The organism is Methanosarcina siciliae T4/M, assembly GCF_000970085.1.
In the GTDB taxonomy this organism is placed as follows: Archaea; Halobacteriota; Methanosarcinia; order Methanosarcinales; family Methanosarcinaceae; genus Methanosarcina; species Methanosarcina siciliae.
This window is the reverse complement of sequence record NZ_CP009506.1, coordinates 3,863,800-3,881,822: the sequence shown is the minus strand read 5'-3', so window position 1 is coordinate 3,881,822 and position 18,023 is coordinate 3,863,800. Positions and strand designations below refer to the sequence as shown.

Here is an 18,023-nt window from a genome sequence, read left to right as displayed (position 1 = left end):
CTAAGAACATGAAAGTATTAGTGTTCGATGTATGGGGAGAATTCGGTCATTTCCGAAAACACTATACTACAACTTCTCCCCTTACATATTCTATCCCTCCTAGAACGGCTATTGAAGGAATGATTGGTGCTATAGAAGGGTTTGGAAAAGACGAGTATCTGCAGTACTTCTCTAAAGAAAAGGCAAGTATTGCGGTGAAAATAATTTATCCTATCAAAAAGACCAGAATTGCAGAAAATTTAATAGACACTAAAATTGCTCCTCTAATGAGTAGAATCAAGACCAGGACCCAGATCAGATTCGAAGTATTGAAAGATGCAAAATATAGGGTTTATGTTTCTCATTCCTCTGAAGAAGTATATAATAAACTTTATTCTATGCTAAAAGAACATAAATCGGTGTATACTCTATGCCTCGGTCTGAGCGAACACATTGCTAATTATGAATTCATAGGAGAAATGGAAGCTGTCTGTGAACTTTCAGATTCCGAAAGAGAAGTTCATTCTGTAATTCCTGAAAAAGAGCTAATAAAAATAAGTTTTGAAGAAGGAAAAGAGTATTTTTCAGAAACGGTTCCAATAGAAATGCTTCCGAATAGGGAAGTTACAGAATATGGCAAAATTTTGTTTGAAAAAAATGCAAAATGCATTCTTGCTAATGTAAGTAATCTCTGGAGGCTTGAGAATGGAGAAGGAATTGTCTTCATGTGATTTCCATCTTCGTTCCCATCCCGATAAATTATTATTTAGGCACTTATCCAACGTAGGAAACAAATCTAGCTCGACAAGTGAGGAGAAAAGTTTATCACTGGATAAGTTTGGAATTGATGAAAATACTTTTTCTAATATAGCATATCTTGTAGGAATTTGTCACGATTTTGGGAAAGGTACAGAGTATTTTCAAAGTTATCTTTTGGAGACTAATCCTTCCATCCAGAGGAGCTTAAAAAATAAAAAAGAATATCAGCATGGCCTTATCTCAGCTATTTTTGCCTATTACATATTAAAAATGTATATATATCCACTTAATAATAAAAATATTCTGGAATATATTCCCGTCATAGGATATCTTATTGTAAAAAGGCATCATGGAAACTTAAAAGACTCCGAGGATGAAATACTAGAACTAGATGAAGATACTCTTGAAATTATTGATCTTCAAATAGAGTCATTAGATACACGTGAATTGAAAACAATATATGAAGAATTACTCGATGGGTATGCTATTTCTTTTGACATAGATACTTTCTGCAATGAGTACCGTTCCATTGCTAAAGATATTTTAAAAAATAGAAGGAAATTCATAAAATTGCTCAAGAAGGAGCAATTTACAGGCTATTATTTGATTACATTAACTCTTTACTCAATTCTTATAAACTCTGATAAGATAGATGCGTCTTCGATTGATGTTTCCAGTGAAATCGAAATTTCACCTGAACTTGTGGATAAGTATAAGGTAGAAAAGGGTTTCCAAAATAATGAAAGTATAATGAATAAAGTGCGTAACGAGATTTATGAGGAAGTTACAGAAAGTATTGAGAAACTTGATCTTAATAAAAAAATATATTCAATAAGTGTCCCTACAGGTTCGGGAAAAACTCTCACATCACTTTCATTTGCATTAAAATTGAAAGCAAGATTAAGAAAGGAAAAAAGAATTAACTCAAAAATAATTTATTCATTGCCTTTTCTGAGCATAATAGACCAAAATTATGATGCTTTTGAAGATGTTTTCAAGACAGTTGAGACCTCAAATCCTTCTGAGGATGTACTACTTAAACATCATCACCTTGCAGATATTTTTTACAGAACACAGGATGACGAAGAGTTTGAAGGGCTTAAAAGTTTATTTTTAATCGAGGGTTGGAACTCTGAAATAATTGTTACAACTTTTGTCCAGTTTTTCCACACTATAGTATCTAACAAAAACCGTTCACTCAGGAAATTTCACACCATTGCAAATTCGATTGTAATACTTGACGAAGTCCAATCAATTCCTCATAAATATTGGTTATTGCTAAAACAGGTTATTTTCGGTTTTGCTGAATATTTTAATACTTATTTTATTTTTGTAACAGCTACCCAACCCCTTATTTTCGATCCTGAAAAAAAGGAAATAATTGAGCTGGTGAAAAATAAAGACAAATATTTCAGGGAATTTGATCGAGTTAAGCTGGAAATAAACCTAAATCCAATGAACTTGGATGAATTTAAGGAGACAATTGAATCGGAGATCAAAGAAAAGCCGAAAAAAGACTTTTTAGTTGTGTTAAACACAGTTAAATCTTCTCTGAATATATTTAATCATTTAAATAAATTGAAACTTGAAAATACTACTTATTATTATCTTTCAACTAACATAATCCCAAAAGAGAGACTTAAGAAAATTAAGGAAATAAAAGAAGAGTCAGACAAAAGGAAAATCATTGTTAGCACCCAGCTTATTGAAGCTGGTGTAGATATAGATGTTGATATTGTTTACAGAGATTTTGCTACAATTGACTCAATAAATCAAGTTGCTGGACGATGTAACAGGAATTCTTCCAAACCTAAAAGAGGGGAAGTAAAGATAGTAGTATTGAAAGATGAGAGAAAAGAACTCCATCGTTATATATATTCAAGTTTTCTCATCGATAAAACTAGAGATGTTTTAAAAGAAAGTCCTTCTGAACTTTACGAAAAAGACCTTATTTCTTTAAATAACAGTTATTTTCGGAAAGTCAAAGATACTTCAAGTGAAGACGAATCAAACAAATTACTTTCATACGTTAACGAGCTTAAATTCAAATCACTCACTTCGGATTTCAGGCTAATAGACGATAAAGCAGGATACGAAAAAATAGATGTATTTGTCGAACTAGATGACAAAGCAGTTGAGATCTGGAAAGAATATATCCTGTTAAAATCTATTAAAGATCCTTTGAAAAGAAAAGAGAAATATCTAACAATTCGAAAAGAGTTTAATGAATACTTGATTTCCGTACCTAAAAAGGACTTTTCTTGTGAAGAACCAGAAGATCTCAATATCGGATATGTTCCTTTCGAACAAATAAAGCATTATTATAATCCTGAAACCGGTTTTATCTTTGAATTAAAGTCCACCATGATGTGTGATTGACATGAAAGTCAAAACGCTAACTTTAACTCTTGTTCCTGACCGAAAAGTAGGTACAAATGCCTCAAAACTTCGAGGTTTTTTCGCAACCAGGTTTAATGAATATACACTTTTACATCAACATAACTGTGATAAAGTAATTTACATGTATCCTTTAGTCCAATATAAAATTTTAAAAGGAATTCCTCTAGTTATCGGAATAAATGAGGGAGTAGAAGTACTCCAAGAAATTTTCAATAAATATGAAAAAATCGAGCTAGATGAATCCACTTATGATATCCTGGAAAAGAAAATATCTTTTAAAGAACAGGATTTCGGCCTTTCCGACAAGTTCCACACCTACAGGTTCGAAACTCCCTGGTTTGCCCTAAACCAGGAAAATTTCACTGGCAGATACAAAAAGATAGATCTCTCCGAACAAAAAGAACTCCTTCGGAAAACTCTGGTCGGAAACATTCTCTCCATGTCTAAGTCTCTTGGTTACACTGTTCCGGAAAAAATCAAATGCGAGATCAATTTGCATCCCGGCAGCAGCAGGATGAAAGGCGTGGAGATTGCGACATTTAAAGGGGAATTTATGGTAAATTTCCTCATCCCCGATTATTTCGGCCTTGGAAAATCCGTCTCTCGCGGTTTCGGTACGGTGAAAAGATGCAGCTTGTAATCAACACTCACGGCTCCTTCCTGAAAAAGCAAAATAACTGCTTTTTTGTAAAAGTTGACGACAAGACCTTTGAAGTCTCCGAAAAGAAAGTGGATAGCATCCTTATTACAACTTCCGCAACCATAACCACCGATGCCATCAAGTTTGCGGTGGAAAACAATATCGATATCGTTTTTCTGGACAACTTCGGAGATCCATTTGGCAGGGTATGGCATTCAAAACTCGGGAGCACGACATATATCAGGAGGAGGCAGCTTCAGATTTCGGATGAGCCGGAAGGGTTCAGGCTTGCAAAAGGCTGGATTGAACAAAAGATTGACGGTCAGATTCTTTTTTTAAAAGCCCTCAAGAAGAACAGGCACGATCAGAAAGACGAGCTTGATGATTATATTTCCGGAATGGAAGACATGAGATCCCAGCTTGAAGCCCTTGAGGGGAAACTTGATGAGATGCGGGGAAAAATAATGGGCCTTGAGGGAATGGCTTCCAGGCACTATTTTGAGGCTTTGAGTTTCCTTTTGCCTGACAGGTGGAAATTCAAGGGCAGAAGCCGGAATCCTGCAAAGGACGAATTCAATTGCCTTTTGAACTACGGATATGGGGTTTTATATTCAAAAGTTGAAAAGGCGTGCATTATAGCAGGGCTTGACCCTTATGTTGGTTTTAACCATACAGATGACTATAACAAAAAGTCCTTTGTGTTTGATTTGATTGAGATGTACCGCATCCATATCGACAGGACAGTTTTCAACCTTTTCTCAAAAAAACAGGTTTCAGACAGTTTTTTTGATGAGATACCCCATGGGCTGACTCTCAACAAAGAGGGTAAGTCCGTCCTTATTCAGGCTGTCAACGAAACTTTTGAGAAAGAAATAAGCTACCGGGGAAGGAACATAAAAATTGGGAACACAATCCAGTTCGACTGCCACAGAATTGCAAACAGCCTGATAGGGAAATAAAAGCTTTGATGCGATAATTCGTGAAGCAGTAAAGCAATGATTCGACATAATTAATTATTCAACATAATGATTCGATAAAAGTAATAATGAGGTGATAGGGTTTGCTCGTCTGGGTAATATATGATATTACGGAAAACAGGGCTCGCCAGAAAGTCAGCGACTGCTGCAAAAGCTACGGGCTTTACAGAGTCCAGAAAAGTGTTTTCCTGGGAGACCTTAATTCGAATGACAGAGACTCTCTGGGAATTGAATGTGAGGAATTGATAGATGCCGATAGGGATTCTGTATACATTTTCCCAATGGATGACCAGTCTTTTAAAAAGGTTCAGCTGATTGGTCAGGCTTTTGATAAGGAACTTGTCAGCGATGAAATAATTACCAAATTTTTCTGAGTTTTTTGAGGTACATATGACAAATTCTGAGTGTGCAGTGAATGAGGAAATGGTCGAAACAGGCGTCGAAAAAGATGCTGAAAATGAGGATAAAACAGTCATCGAACTTGATTCTGAAAACGATTCCGGAACAATAATCCGAATTTCAGATGTTCTTGAATACCTGTTTTGTCCCCGTTTCATTTACTACATGTACTGTTTGGACATCCCCCAGCATGAAGAAAAAAGATTTAAGGTCCTCAAAGGCCGGGAAGTTCATGAAACAAGGAAACTCACAAACAGGGATTATGTGAGGAAGAAACTGAACTGCATAAGGAAAGAGAGTGAAGTTTTTATTGCTTCAAAACAGCACCATATCAAAGGAATCGTTGACGAAGTACTGTTTCTTGAAGACGGAACTGCTGCCCCTCTTGAATACAAATTTGCCGAATACAAAGACAAGATTTTTAAAACCTATAAATTCCAGCTGGTTTTACAGGCGCTTTTGATCCGGGAAAATTACAATATCAAAGTAAACCGGGCATATATCTGTTTTACTCGTAGCAACAGCCTGGTCAAAGAGATGGGGATTACCAACTCTGATTTCAAAAAAGCCGAGAAAATTATCGAGGAAATAGTCGAGATAGTTCAAAAAGGCTTATATCCAAAGACTTCCAGATCTTCTAGAAAATGCGTAGATTGCTGTTACCGGAATATCTGCGTATGAGAAGTTTTTCTTGTATTTATAAAGGGTTTGATAATTTTCCAGCAAGAATTTTGTCTCCGAAAAAGGGCTCATTTCAGACCTTTTCTGGCCAAATAACGGAAAATTTTGCCCTATTCGAAAGCAAGATCCACTAAAACAAGGATTGAAACATAATTAAAAAAGTATATATAGTAGTATTCATAAATTCGAAAGCAAGATCCACTAAAACAAGGATTGAAACCATACATTTCATCAATTTCGAGGGAGCCAGAAATATTCGAAAGCAAGATCCACTAAAACAAGGATTGAAACTGCTAAGCCTTCGATATATCGGCCTAGCGTCACCTATTCGAAAGCAAGATCCACTAAAACAAGGATTGAAACTAATGTTGTTCCGGCAGTATGTTTCATAACCGGAAATTCGAAAGCAAGATCCACTAAAACAAGGATTGAAACCGAGGTGTTTGATCTTTTGCCATTCGCTGGTATCGGTATTCGAAAGCAAGATCCACTAAAACAAGGATTGAAACCCCAATCGTCGCGGACAGGTGCTATCCTTTTTGGATATTCGAAAGCAAGATCCACTAAAACAAGGATTGAAACTGCATTGCGATCTTGTGACCATCGACGCGGAACGTATTCGAAAGCAAGATCCACTAAAACAAGGATTGAAACTTCTTCAGCGCATGATAATGATTCCAAATTATTTATTCGAAAGCAAGATCCACTAAAACAAGGATTGAAACAGATTCGCACTTCACGGAGTTCAGTTCAAGGAAATAGAATTCGAAAGCAAGATCCACTAAAACAAGGATTGAAACTTATATACACACTTCAAAGGGGTATCAAGAGGCACTATTCGAAAGCAAGATCCACTAAAACAAGGATTGAAACTGAGAAGTGGATGCAGTCGGTGATTGAGCAGAATATATTCGAAAGCAAGATCCACTAAAACAAGGATTGAAACCTGAAGAATAGTATTTTCTGGTGACTGTTTTTTATTCGAAAGCAAGATCCACTAAAACAAGGATTGAAACTGAAGTACAACAGGCCCTTGAAGAAGGGGAGAAAAATTCGAAAGCAAGATCCACTAAAACAAGGATTGAAACATTTCTTCTGTTCTTCTACAGAAATCCCAACAATTCCAATTCGAAAGCAAGATCCACTAAAACAAGGATTGAAACCTGGTCCCGCCGATGAACGCGCGCGCCCGTGGCATGTATTCGAAAGCAAGATCCACTAAAACAAGGATTGAAACGAAATACTAATTGAAGCCGCGAAAAGAGAAGCAAACATTCGAAAGCAAGATCCACTAAAACAAGGATTGAAACCATACTTCTCTCAAGGAATCACACCCTTATTTTCATTCGAAAGCAAGATCCACTAAAACAAGGATTGAAACATGGGAATACATTGTAGGCGGTTAGATTCCTCCGCAGGATTCGAAAGCAAGATCCACTAAAACAAGGATTGAAACTCCCAGATGTCGAAGTACGAGCTATTACGTCATCAAATTCGAAAGCAAGATCCACTAAAACAAGGATTGAAACACTGTTCTAAATATTCATACGTTAGTTCATCTTCTTTATTCGAAAGCAAGATCCACTAAAACAAGGATTGAAACTTTTAACTCTCTGCATTATTCTATTTTTTTTATGTGTATTCGAAAGCAAGATCCACTAAAACAAGGATTGAAACTAGAATTGCTAACATAATATGTATTAGGTCCTAAGAGTATTCGAAAGCAAGATCCACTAAAACAAGGATTGAAACCTCACACTCTAATTCTTTTACTCGAAAATTAATCCCATTCGAAAGCAAGATCCACTAAAACAAGGATTGAAACCCCCAAGGGCATATAGGATTATTATCTGATTTGTCAAATTCGAAAGCAAGATCCACTAAAACAAGGATTGAAACATTGAATGTAACTTGTACCATAAGAAGTCTAAAAATATTCGAAAGCAAGATCCACTAAAACAAGGATTGAAACGTATCGAAAGTAGATCTTGTCTTTTCATATACGGTTATTCGAAAGCAAGATCCACTAAAACAAGGATTGAAACCATACTCTCAAAACTTGACTCTGAGATAATTCAACACTATTCGAAAGCAAGATCCACTAAAACAAGGATTGAAACCATCTATATTTTCAGCCAAAATAGTATACCTCCATATATTCGAAAGCAAGATCCACTAAAACAAGGATTGAAACGTCACCCCCCAACAACCTTCTTCGATACCATTTTTTAAATTCGAAAGCAAGATCCACTAAAACAAGGATTGAAACAGTAAGAGCGACCCCAGGAGAATGGAAAAATGAGTAATTCGAAAGCAAGATCCACTAAAACAAGGATTGAAACAACTCATAACACCCAAATTCACTTACACCACGTCATTCGAAAGCAAGATCCACTAAAACAAGGATTGAAACCAGATCAAGAAATAAATGATAATATCTATGAAAAAATTCGAAAGCAAGATCCACTAAAACAAGGATTGAAACTATTGGTCATCCGAGTACTGTAAAACCCTAAACTATTCGAAAGCAAGATCCACTAAAACAAGGATTGAAACACTTTTTTAATAGTGTCGTCTGCCTGCTTTCGTGTGATTCGAAAGCAAGATCCACTAAAACAAGGATTGAAACCCTGATCGTGTTTATGATCCCGTTCATTTTCATCTGATTCGAAAGCAAGATCCACTAAAACAAGGATTGAAACTTCAGTGGGACGCTTACATAGGGGCTCACGCTTGTTATTCGAAAGCAAGATCCACTAAAACAAGGATTGAAACGATTTTCCGAGTTTCCGGGTCTGAGCTCGTTCTCAGATATCAATATTCGAAAGCAAGATCCACTAAAACAAGGATTGAAACTGTCACAGAATACTATGACGTCTTTCCTGTTATCGTATTCGAAAGCAAGATCCACTAAAACAAGGATTGAAACAGTTCACCTTCTCTGATGAACCTTTTTTCCTGAAGTTATTCGAAAGCAAGATCCACTAAAACAAGGATTGAAACTAGCCCATGTACACATTACAAAATAGTCTGCCGTCGATTCGAAAGCAAGATCCACTAAAACAAGGATTGAAACTGATAATTCTCATGTATACCCCCCGAATTATCACCATATTCGAAAGCAAGATCCACTAAAACAAGGATTGAAACTGTATTTACCCCCTTGGAATATCATTCCTACTTTCATTCGAAAGCAAGATCCACTAAAACAAGGATTGAAACTTGCTATGTTGCCGTCTGCCCGAATTGAACGGGCGTATTCGAAAGCAAGATCCACTAAAACAAGGATTGAAACTCTACAGGACAATACTTTTCCTGAGACTCTTTCATATTCGAAAGCAAGATCCACTAAAACAAGGATTGAAACATTCTTTTATCCCTGTCACAAAAACAAGCAAGGTAGATTCGAAAGCAAGATCCACTAAAACAAGGATTGAAACTCGATATCGAACTCATGGGAACTCAGATAATTCCAATTCGAAAGCAAGATCCACTAAAACAAGGATTGAAACTTTATCGGGATGATGCGATAGAAGAAAAAGGGAGTTATTCGAAAGCAAGATCCACTAAAACAAGGATTGAAACTTCTGCAATCCTCATTAAAGCAAATGGCGGATATGTTATTCGAAAGCAAGATCCACTAAAACAAGGATTGAAACGTCTTTTGAAAATGCTGCTAATGCGTTTGTCATCCTATTCGAAAGCAAGATCCACTAAAACAAGGATTGAAACTTTTCTTCAAGGATTTTAGACTCCTTCAGCCTCCTCATTCGAAAGCAAGATCCACTAAAACAAGGATTGAAACTTATTGACGATTCCACTATCCGGGAAATTGTAGCTGTATTCGAAAGCAAGATCCACTAAAACAAGGATTGAAACTCAAGTTGCTCTCTTTCCTTCTTTGCTTCTTTAATAGATTCGAAAGCAAGATCCACTAAAACAAGGATTGAAACGGGGTTGGATTTGATAGGGAAGTTATGTTTTCATCCTATTCGAAAGCAAGATCCACTAAAACAAGGATTGAAACGTCGGTATGGTTCAGGGGGGATTACCCCCGAACAAAAAATTCGAAAGCAAGATCCACTAAAACAAGGATTGAAACTATTTTTATGTCATATCAAATGATATGACGATTCTTACATTCGAAAGCAAGATCCACTAAAACAAGGATTGAAACCCGTATGCGATTATTTGGAAAAGATAACAACGAAAATTCGAAAGCAAGATCCACTAAAACAAGGATTGAAACTTGTGTACAGGAACTCTATCATACTCTCTATCTATTCGAAAGCAAGATCCACTAAAACAAGGATTGAAACCTACAAATGAAAATCATCCTCTCCACAAAGAACAATTCGAAAGCAAGATCCACTAAAACAAGGATTGAAACTTATTAAAATATGAAAATTCCCCTTGTGTTATATGATTCGAAAGCAAGATCCACTAAAACAAGGATTGAAACTTCCATTGATTATGTCAGCCGCGCTGCTTGCGATTCATTCGAAAGCAAGATCCACTAAAACAAGGATTGAAACTTATTTCGTTCCACCAGAGATCGTAATATATTGAGTATTCGAAAGCAAGATCCACTAAAACAAGGATTGAAACCATAATATTTCGGAGCATTGGCAACATGTGCGACTATTCGAAAGCAAGATCCACTAAAACAAGGATTGAAACTATTGACGGTATAACAAAAACAATTATAAAAATAGTATTCGAAAGCAAGATCCACTAAAACAAGGATTGAAACATGGGACATCCACCGAATTAATCGAGACCGAGCGCCTAACAAAATTCGAAAGCAAGATCCACTAAAACAAGGATTGAAACAGTTTTATGTATATGTATACATCCGATGCTATCAATATTCGAAAGCAAGATCCACTAAAACAAGGATTGAAACTTCGATATCTCGATGTTTTCTTTCAAGTCGTCTATATTCGAAAGCAAGATCCACTAAAACAAGGATTGAAACCATCCTGATGTACATTGATACGGACAACGTTTATAACAATTCGAAAGCAAGATCCACTAAAACAAGGATTGAAACAATCATTTGATATTCCAAATACAGTAACAAATCTTCGATTCGAAAGCAAGATCCACTAAAACAAGGATTGAAACACATAGAAGGCCTTGCGTCAAAACTTAGCCTTTTTGATTCGAAAGCAAGATCCACTAAAACAAGGATTGAAACATATTCAGACCCCCGGTTATGACACTATGTTACGGAAATTCGAAAGCAAGATCCACTAAAACAAGGATTGGAACAATTTTTCTGTTGATACTCTACAGGCTCTAGTTTGGCAAATTTGAATGTACATTTATTTATCATATTATAACATATTATAATATATGTCTACGATAGCTATAGATCCGGATGTAAAGGAATCACTTAAAGAGTTAAAGTTAGCTCCGGAAGAGTCCTATAATTCGGTAGTTAAAAGACTTATTAGCGAAATTAAAAAGAAAGAAGACTATAAACCTATGTTTCCAAAAGAAGGAAAACAAGAACCTGAGGAATCCCATATAAAAGATTTTAATGCCTGGTTAGAAAAAAAGCTGGTGGAAGATAAGAATATTTTAGATGCACTTGGAAGAAAGTGATGCTTTGATCAGTTTAATTGAAATTTTGAAAATTCATCAAATGGTCATAGATTACGATAAATTTAAAGATCCGGATGATTATACCTCTGCAATACGTTCTTTAGCTACGTTAGAATTAATGTTTGAATTTTTAATCAAAGGATCCAATACTATTTTCGAAAATGCTGCAATAATAGTCTATACTATCGTTGCAAAACATCCGTTTTTTAACGGGAATAAAAGAACCGGTTATGAAGCCATGAATTTTATTATTGAAGACGGAGGGTACAGGTTTACATCTACAGATGAAGAGATGATAGAATTCATTGTTAGAGTAGCTACAACAGAAAATGAAATGTCAGTTGAAGAAATAAAAGAATGGATAATCCGGCATACGGAGAGAATATGATAACAGAGAATCAAAGCTATTTATAGGGCAACAATTAATTATTCGAAAGCAAGATCCGCTAACACGAGGATTGAAACAATTTTTCTGTCGATACCCTGCAGGCTCTAATAGAATCAGTTTTGGCAAATCTGAATTATCAAATATATATTGATATTCGCTTACACCCATTTTCTTTGCTGTTTGAACAATTGCCATAAACGAATCATTCTCTTTTCTCCCTTCCTCCACTTTCACTTTTTCGTCCCCCTTATCCCTCTACCTTTTCTTTTCCCGACCCTGTCCACTAAGCTCCCGAACCCTTCGACCTAATTCGCCCGAAGCTCCGGGACCAGGCCTTTTCAGCTCCCGGAGAAGCTCAAGCCCTTCTGATCTGGCTGCTTTCTTCCTCCCGAAAGCCCCTGAGAGCCTGGACTGAGGGAGCATGAAGAAACATACGCACCCATAATAATAAATTAAGTTTCCGAAAAGGGCATTCCATTTAAATAAAGACTGCTGCATGATGCAGAAAAAGTTATAGAATGCTTGAGCCGTATGAAGTGAAACTTTCACGTACGGTTATTAGAAGAGGGAGAGCGAGTAATCGCTCTTTCTTATTCAACATGTCCTTTCAATACAGAAGGTATGGGGGTCCCCATGTCAGGCGAAACTTGGGATAAATGCGGAATTGGAAGCATGTTTATAAAACTTTAAGTAATTCTAAGTTATGCTCACGAAACAGTGTCCAGAAAACTGAGAATGGCTCACATTTTACCTGTCTTGTTTTCCGGGTTCATTATATCCTTTTATTGAATATAATTTTTTTAATATGAGCAAATTAGAGGGGAGAGCTAATCATGTTATATGATAATATTGTATCGCTAAATCATCGTATAATTATGTGTCAGGAGATTTCTGAATCCGAGAAACAAAATATAATCAAACTAATATTGTATAACTGCAAAACTCAAAACAACAGGATAAATTTCTGGCGAAAAAGACATCAGTATATGTATCCCTATTATTTGTTGCCTACTGATGAGGAGAGTTGTTTGGAGCATAGTAAAAAACTAAGACTTATAACAGGGGAACTCCCAAAGACATATTTATTATCACATAACGCATATGAACTTGAATTATTGAGAATTTTAGCTTTATGGCATTCTGACAATGCTGACATAAAAGAAATTCTGAAAGTAACAGGACAAAGATTAGAGAATACTTGTTTTGGACATTTTTGTAGTAAAGGCGAATGTTTTGGATCATCGCTGGTAGCTTTACGTTTTTGGAATACATATGCACCTGAAGATGTTGACAGAATCAATGATAGTCTTATGAAACTTAGTCAGTATAATATTAACAGAGGCATAAAAGGAAGTAATAACAATATCCCATCTTTTTATTATTTACTTATATTATCAGAGCTTGCTGATAAAAACGAGATTGCAAAAGAAATTATTGAGAGCAATAGTCACACTTTATATTCTCAATTTCAAAAAGGATGGATTGTAAATCCTGATAATGCCGATAGATACAATCCTATCAGAAAATATGTTATTAGAAACGCGTTGTCAAAGTTATCAGAATACAGGCATATGAAAAATGCTGAAGTATATCTTAGTAGCGATGGAAGATGTTATGGAAAATGTGTATATTAATAATTGGAGAAGAATATCTTTTAAGAAATAGATCTAGAAATTATTTCGATACAAAAATTCAGATTTTTCTTAGACGCATTGATTGCATCAACGCATTCGATTAAATTTTCTGTTCCTCTTAATATTTTGAAAGTAATATAAAAATTCATAGAGTAGCAGAAATACAATATTTAAATCAACCAGGGTACAATTTAAGTTTATAGTGAGACTGGAACTGTTGGGGAAAATGAGGAGTGGAGCTTAAGACTGCATAAGCCCTTACAAGAATTGAAACCGGGCACTCGCTGAGGGTACTGTATATAATAGGTACTGTATATAATAGGTACTGTATATAATAGAAGGTACTGTATATGATATGTTATTAGAGAGCAAGATCCACTAAAACAGAGGTTGAAACTTAATAATCGAGGTTTGATCATGAAGATAATGGTTATAACAAGCAGTCCCAACAAAGAAGGTTTAACTGCAAGCTGCGGTGAAGCTGCAAAAAGGGGGATCGAAAAAGGAAATGGTGAAGCTGTAATGGTCCGTTTGAACGATTTAAATATTCTCAGGTGTGAGGCCTGTGGTCAGGGATGGGGGATCTGCAGGCAGGAAGATAGATGTAAGCTGGAAGATGATTTTGAGAAGGTTCATGAAGCAATGGGTGAAGCTGATGGTTATGTCATTGTCACTCCTGTATACTGGGGAGAAATGAGCGAATCAGCCAAAGCTTTCTTCGACAGGTTACGAAGATGCGAAGCGAAATTTTCACCCGATAAAATGAATAAAATACAGAATAAACCATTCATATGCGTGGCAGCTGCAGGCGGCAGCGGAAACGGCACTCTTTCCTGCCTTACCAGTATGGAAAGACTGTTTTTCCACCTGAACAGGATGGACTCAAAAAATATCACAAAATTTGATTACATAGGTATCACCCAGAGAAATAAAAGTTATATGCTTGACGCAATCGAAGCTGGAGCTTTAAAAATGGCTAAAGGTGAATAATTTATTACAATGGGAGCGCAGAGGGTCACGAATACCCCGTCCTTTACAGGCTGTCCGACAATTACCTTTGGTAATAAAGGAAATCCTTTTTTTGATTTCCCTGGTGATGCTTATTGATTTCGGAGAGGAGATCGCAGCCGATGCTATGGATATCGAAGGCAATCGCAAGGTCGGATCCAGTTCCTTAGCCCCGGTACTTGGTCGAGAAAATGCCCTGTAAATCAGTGGGGCGACTTTATATTCTCCGGATATACCTGGCCGGATTAGCGGCATTCGTAATTTTTATAATCATTAGAATGTTCAGGTGAAAGTCTGGTGGCAATTTGATTCTAAAAAAACAGGATTGAAACCGGAAATAGCAGTGCAGATAAGCTGCTCATTGCTGCGGTGATTATGAACATATCTGAAAAGTAGGACTGACACGTACCTTTTTTAAATTTGAAAACTTGATTAATATTGATAGTGAAAAAGCGGGTGATAAAGGAGAGTAATTTATGGAAAAAGCTGAGAATTCGGAAAAAGAACTCAATAATATGAACAAAATGTTTAAGGAAATAACAGGGTCAGGCAGCAAAACAGCTATGGGGGTTTTACTTGCCAGATTTCTTGAATCGCAGAAACCCGAAGACGAACGAATCTGTTATGACCCATATGCAGCTTATTTCATCGGCCCGGAGATTTTGGAGTGGACAGTTCAACACCCGGACGAGGCAAGAATATTGAAGGAGCAGAATGACCGATTTTTTCCGGGCAGAAATAATTCAATCGCTGCCAGAGTCAGATTTTTTGACGATTTTGTGAAAAAGTCAATCTGTGAGAGTATTGAGCAACTGGTCATCCTTGGGGCAGGATATGATTCACGTGCCTATCGGATTGAGGGGTTGGAGAGGATTAAAACCTTTGAGGTAGACCACCCTGCTACACAAAATGTAAAAATAGAAAAAATAAAAATGATCTTTGGCAGGTTGCCGGGTCATGTTTTGTATGTCCCCTGCGATTTAGAAACCGACGACTTTGGGCAAAGGTTGATAGATATGGGATATAACCCGCACGCTAAGACTCTCTTTCTGATGGAAGGGGTCTCAATGTACCTTCAGCCAGAAGTAGTAGACAGGGTCCTGTCCTTTATTGTAAATAACTCGGGTAAGAATAGCAGTGTTCTCTTCGATTATTTTCCTCAATCTGCAGTTGATGGAAGCTCCGGGCTTGGGGTGGGAAGGAATCTCCGGAATCAAGTGTCACAGCTTGGAGAGCCTCTTAAGTTTGGTATTAAGGAAGGAACAGTTGAGACATTCCTTACACAGCGAGGATTTATACAGGTATGCAATATAACAGGTGAAGATTGGAAAAAAATCTATTTTCAGGGTGTAAATAAAGACAGAATAGTTGATAGCCTGAAGTCGTTTGTCTACGCTGTTGTCCAGTGAATTTATTGCGTTGGCAAATCCATAGGGGACATACCATCAATTCTCGGATACTAACATGTATATCATCGATTTAGCTGCTAGCCGCTTGGCCCTTTGCTTTTTTCCTGCCTGTTCGGTGCTGGTCAGGGAGCCAAAGGTACAGGTACAGGTGAAGGTCGGCTTATTGGTCGGGCCTTTTGTCTCATATGAATAAGCTGGCAAGGGAAATTTCTTTGCCTGGCAGTACTCCTGCAGGGCAAAAATCGGGTCTTTTGACGTGTTAATTGTTACCTCTTCTTTGCTTGCCGGCAAGCTTGCTATCGTAATTTTCAAGTCCGGAGCAGGTAAGCCTAAAATATTTGCGAGCAGGTCTACGGATGCCCGCTGAATGGCACCTTTTTTTGTCGTGTCCTCGTATGCGGCGGACCGGTACTCTTTGTTCTCGATTAAAATGGTGCTCCGGGCAGTGAATACCGGCAGCTTGCTCCGGGCAGTTTCTGTCACGTCGTATACGGGCATCTGCCAGCCCTGTATATGTTGTGCGATGTCGAAGATCGAGACAGCTTTGTGAGATGCAGTTGCCATTTCCTCCAGCAATGCTTTTTTAAGTTCAGTCCATCTTTTGCCATCAGGGGCTTGCAGGAGTACCAGCCCTGCACAGATGACCGGCAGTTCGCCAGAGCGTTTCCGAAAAGCATCACTGTAGGCCTCCGGGCAGTCCTCCCCCTGGCGGATCAGGAATTTGGTGATGCGCTCGAAGTCTTTATCGCTTGCATCGCTTATCCGATTCTCCAGAACGATCGACTCAGCTTTTTTATACGCCTTTTTCTTCATGTACGCGCTTTTATCCCTATCGTTTTCAAGCCGCCTCAGGTTGATGTGCGATGCAATTGCTTGAAGTTCTTCTTTAGAGTGGGGTAAGGGCTCGTTCCGGATGTAGGCTCGGATCTGTTGGTGGTTTACGAGATCGGCATATCTTCGGATGGGCGAGGTGAAGTGGGTATACGCTCCGAGGTTCAGTCCGAAATGGCCCAGGATGACAGGCCCATATTCAGCTCTGTTGAACATCATATATGTTGTACTTCTGAGGGTAGCTATGTTTTCCTCGGGAATAACAGCCACGCTTTCGAGCAGCTTCATCAAGTCACCTCGCTCAGGAGTGGCGCTCCGGGCCGTATGGTTGCGGAAAAGGATAGGAATGTCATTTTTGACCGCATACTCTGCTACGGCCATGTTAGCGAGAATCATCAGTTCCTGAATGATAACATAGCCGATGGTATCTTCCCTGCGTTTCAGTTGCCGTAGTGACCCTTCCTCATTCGTCACAAGCCCCCGCCTCAAATTGTAGAATGCAAGCGCTCCACGGTTACGGCGCTGCGTCAAAAGGTCGTCTGCGAGCTGGCTTGCAAGTTTGACTATATCGTGCTGCGGGTGCCCCCGATCAGAGATAATGGGAGGGATGTCAGAGAAAGAGAGCCGGGCTTCACTGGTTATCACAGTCCTCAAAAGCCTTGTTTCTAGGATCGACAGATCCATGTCGAGGATGATATCTACAACGAGGACAGATTTCTCCTCTCCCGGCCATAGGGAAAGTTTCTCATCTGCGAACCGCCGGGGCAACATCGGGCTGTTACCGGTTGCATAATACCTGGTCTCGACTCTGGACATCGCAAGCTGATCAAGCTCTGAATGCCCGGGGACTGCCTTTGAAACATCTGAGATCATAACAACGACGTGCCAGCCGCCGTTTTCCGTAATTTCCACCCATATTGCGTCATCCATGTCCCGGGTTTTCACGTTATCGATCGTAATACCTCTTAATATATCTGGCATAGTATCACTCAGATGCAAAATTTGGCATGCTTTCCTTATATGCATATTGGTTAGTAAATAAGCGATATAGCTTGTCTATTTTTATAATTTGTTGTTTTTGCAGTGACGTACTGGTGGAAACAAGATGCGTTCTGTCGTCATGATACATCATTCCTGATCAGAAGGCAGGATCCATTAAAGACAGGGCTTAAAACAAGTTTTCAATCCGGGAATGATGATGACAATCGTAATATCCACACTTTTTTCTTTTCGGATTAGTTTCTTTCGTTTTCTGTTTTGACTTTTTCGCATATTCTGCCGCATCGGCTATTGCAGACACACCAGAGT

13 protein-coding genes and 1 CRISPR repeat array are annotated in these 18,023 nt (G+C 37.9%); of the genes, 11 read left to right on the top strand and 2 right to left on the bottom strand.

Annotated features, from left to right (window positions below; translation table 11 throughout):
* The first annotated feature begins 8 nt into the window (after positions 1-8).
* The 8 genes from cas5b to MSSIT_RS16200 all read left to right on the top strand — a co-directional run bounded on the left by cas5b (position 9) and on the right by MSSIT_RS16200 (position 11,833).
* Positions 9-710 (top strand): type I-B CRISPR-associated protein Cas5b, encoded by a 702-nt coding sequence (gene cas5b / locus MSSIT_RS16235; protein WP_048173585.1) that lies wholly within the window; start codon positions 9-11, stop codon positions 708-710.
* Complete coding sequence (locus MSSIT_RS16230; protein ID WP_048173584.1) at positions 685-3,117, top strand: CRISPR-associated helicase/endonuclease Cas3; 2,433 nt, start codon at positions 685-687, stop codon at positions 3,115-3,117. Before cas5b ends, MSSIT_RS16230 begins: the two co-directional genes overlap by 26 nt.
* A gap of 1 nt (position 3,118) precedes the next feature.
* Positions 3,119-3,778 carry a CRISPR-associated endonuclease Cas6 gene (locus tag MSSIT_RS16225; protein WP_048173583.1) on the top strand — a complete coding sequence of 220 codons (660 nt, stop codon included), beginning with the start codon at positions 3,119-3,121 and terminating at the stop codon, positions 3,776-3,778.
* On the top strand, positions 3,766-4,737 hold the full coding sequence (cas1, locus tag MSSIT_RS16220) for a CRISPR-associated endonuclease Cas1 (protein ID WP_048173582.1): 972 nt from the start codon (positions 3,766-3,768) through the stop codon (positions 4,735-4,737). Before MSSIT_RS16225 ends, cas1 begins: the two co-directional genes overlap by 13 nt.
* A 101-nt stretch (positions 4,738-4,838) precedes the next feature.
* Entirely contained in the window at positions 4,839-5,129 is a 291-nt protein-coding gene (gene cas2, locus MSSIT_RS16215; protein WP_048173581.1) for a CRISPR-associated endonuclease Cas2, read from the top strand.
* Positions 5,130-5,145: 16 nt separating this feature from the next.
* The gene (gene cas4 / locus MSSIT_RS16210; RefSeq protein WP_082089047.1) at positions 5,146-5,835 is read left to right on the top strand and encodes a CRISPR-associated protein Cas4; all 690 of its coding nucleotides are present in this window, start codon (positions 5,146-5,148) and stop codon (positions 5,833-5,835) included.
* A 112-nt stretch (positions 5,836-5,947) separates the two neighbouring features.
* Positions 5,948-11,109: a CRISPR direct-repeat array (repeat unit 37 nt; unit sequence ATTCGAAAGCAAGATCCACTAAAACAAGGATTGAAAC).
* A gap of 84 nt (positions 11,110-11,193) precedes the next feature.
* Positions 11,194-11,445: a DUF7557 family protein gene (locus tag MSSIT_RS16205; RefSeq protein WP_048173580.1), complete on the top strand. Its 252-nt coding sequence runs from the start codon at positions 11,194-11,196 to the stop codon at positions 11,443-11,445.
* A complete protein-coding gene (locus tag MSSIT_RS16200; RefSeq protein WP_231589916.1) occupies positions 11,426-11,833 on the top strand; it encodes a type II toxin-antitoxin system death-on-curing family toxin in 408 nt (135 codons plus the stop codon). The genes MSSIT_RS16205 and MSSIT_RS16200 overlap by 20 nt, the downstream gene beginning before the upstream one ends.
* A 255-nt stretch (positions 11,834-12,088) precedes the next feature.
* Here MSSIT_RS16200 and MSSIT_RS23610 read toward each other — a convergent pair whose 3' ends face one another.
* The gene (locus MSSIT_RS23610) at positions 12,089-12,256 is read right to left on the bottom strand and encodes a hypothetical protein (RefSeq protein ID WP_156158890.1); all 168 of its coding nucleotides are present in this window, start codon (positions 12,254-12,256) and stop codon (positions 12,089-12,091) included.
* 581 nt (positions 12,257-12,837) lie between these two features.
* Here MSSIT_RS23610 and MSSIT_RS16195 point away from each other — a divergent pair.
* From MSSIT_RS16195 to MSSIT_RS16185, 3 genes are all read left to right on the top strand, one after another.
* Entirely contained in the window at positions 12,838-13,467 is a 630-nt protein-coding gene (locus MSSIT_RS16195) for a hypothetical protein (protein WP_156158889.1), read from the top strand.
* 417 nt (positions 13,468-13,884) lie between these two features.
* A complete protein-coding gene (locus MSSIT_RS16190; RefSeq protein ID WP_048173577.1) occupies positions 13,885-14,457 on the top strand; it encodes a flavodoxin family protein in 573 nt (190 codons plus the stop codon).
* A 494-nt stretch (positions 14,458-14,951) separates the two neighbouring features.
* Positions 14,952-15,884 (top strand): SAM-dependent methyltransferase, encoded by a 933-nt coding sequence (locus tag MSSIT_RS16185; protein ID WP_048173576.1) that lies wholly within the window; start codon positions 14,952-14,954, stop codon positions 15,882-15,884.
* A gap of 36 nt (positions 15,885-15,920) precedes the next feature.
* Here the strand turns inward: MSSIT_RS16185 and MSSIT_RS16180 are convergent, their stop codons facing one another.
* On the bottom strand, positions 15,921-17,696 hold the full coding sequence (locus tag MSSIT_RS16180; protein ID WP_048173575.1) for an RNB domain-containing ribonuclease: 1,776 nt from the start codon (positions 17,694-17,696) through the stop codon (positions 15,921-15,923).
* Positions 17,697-18,023 lie beyond the last annotated feature (327 nt).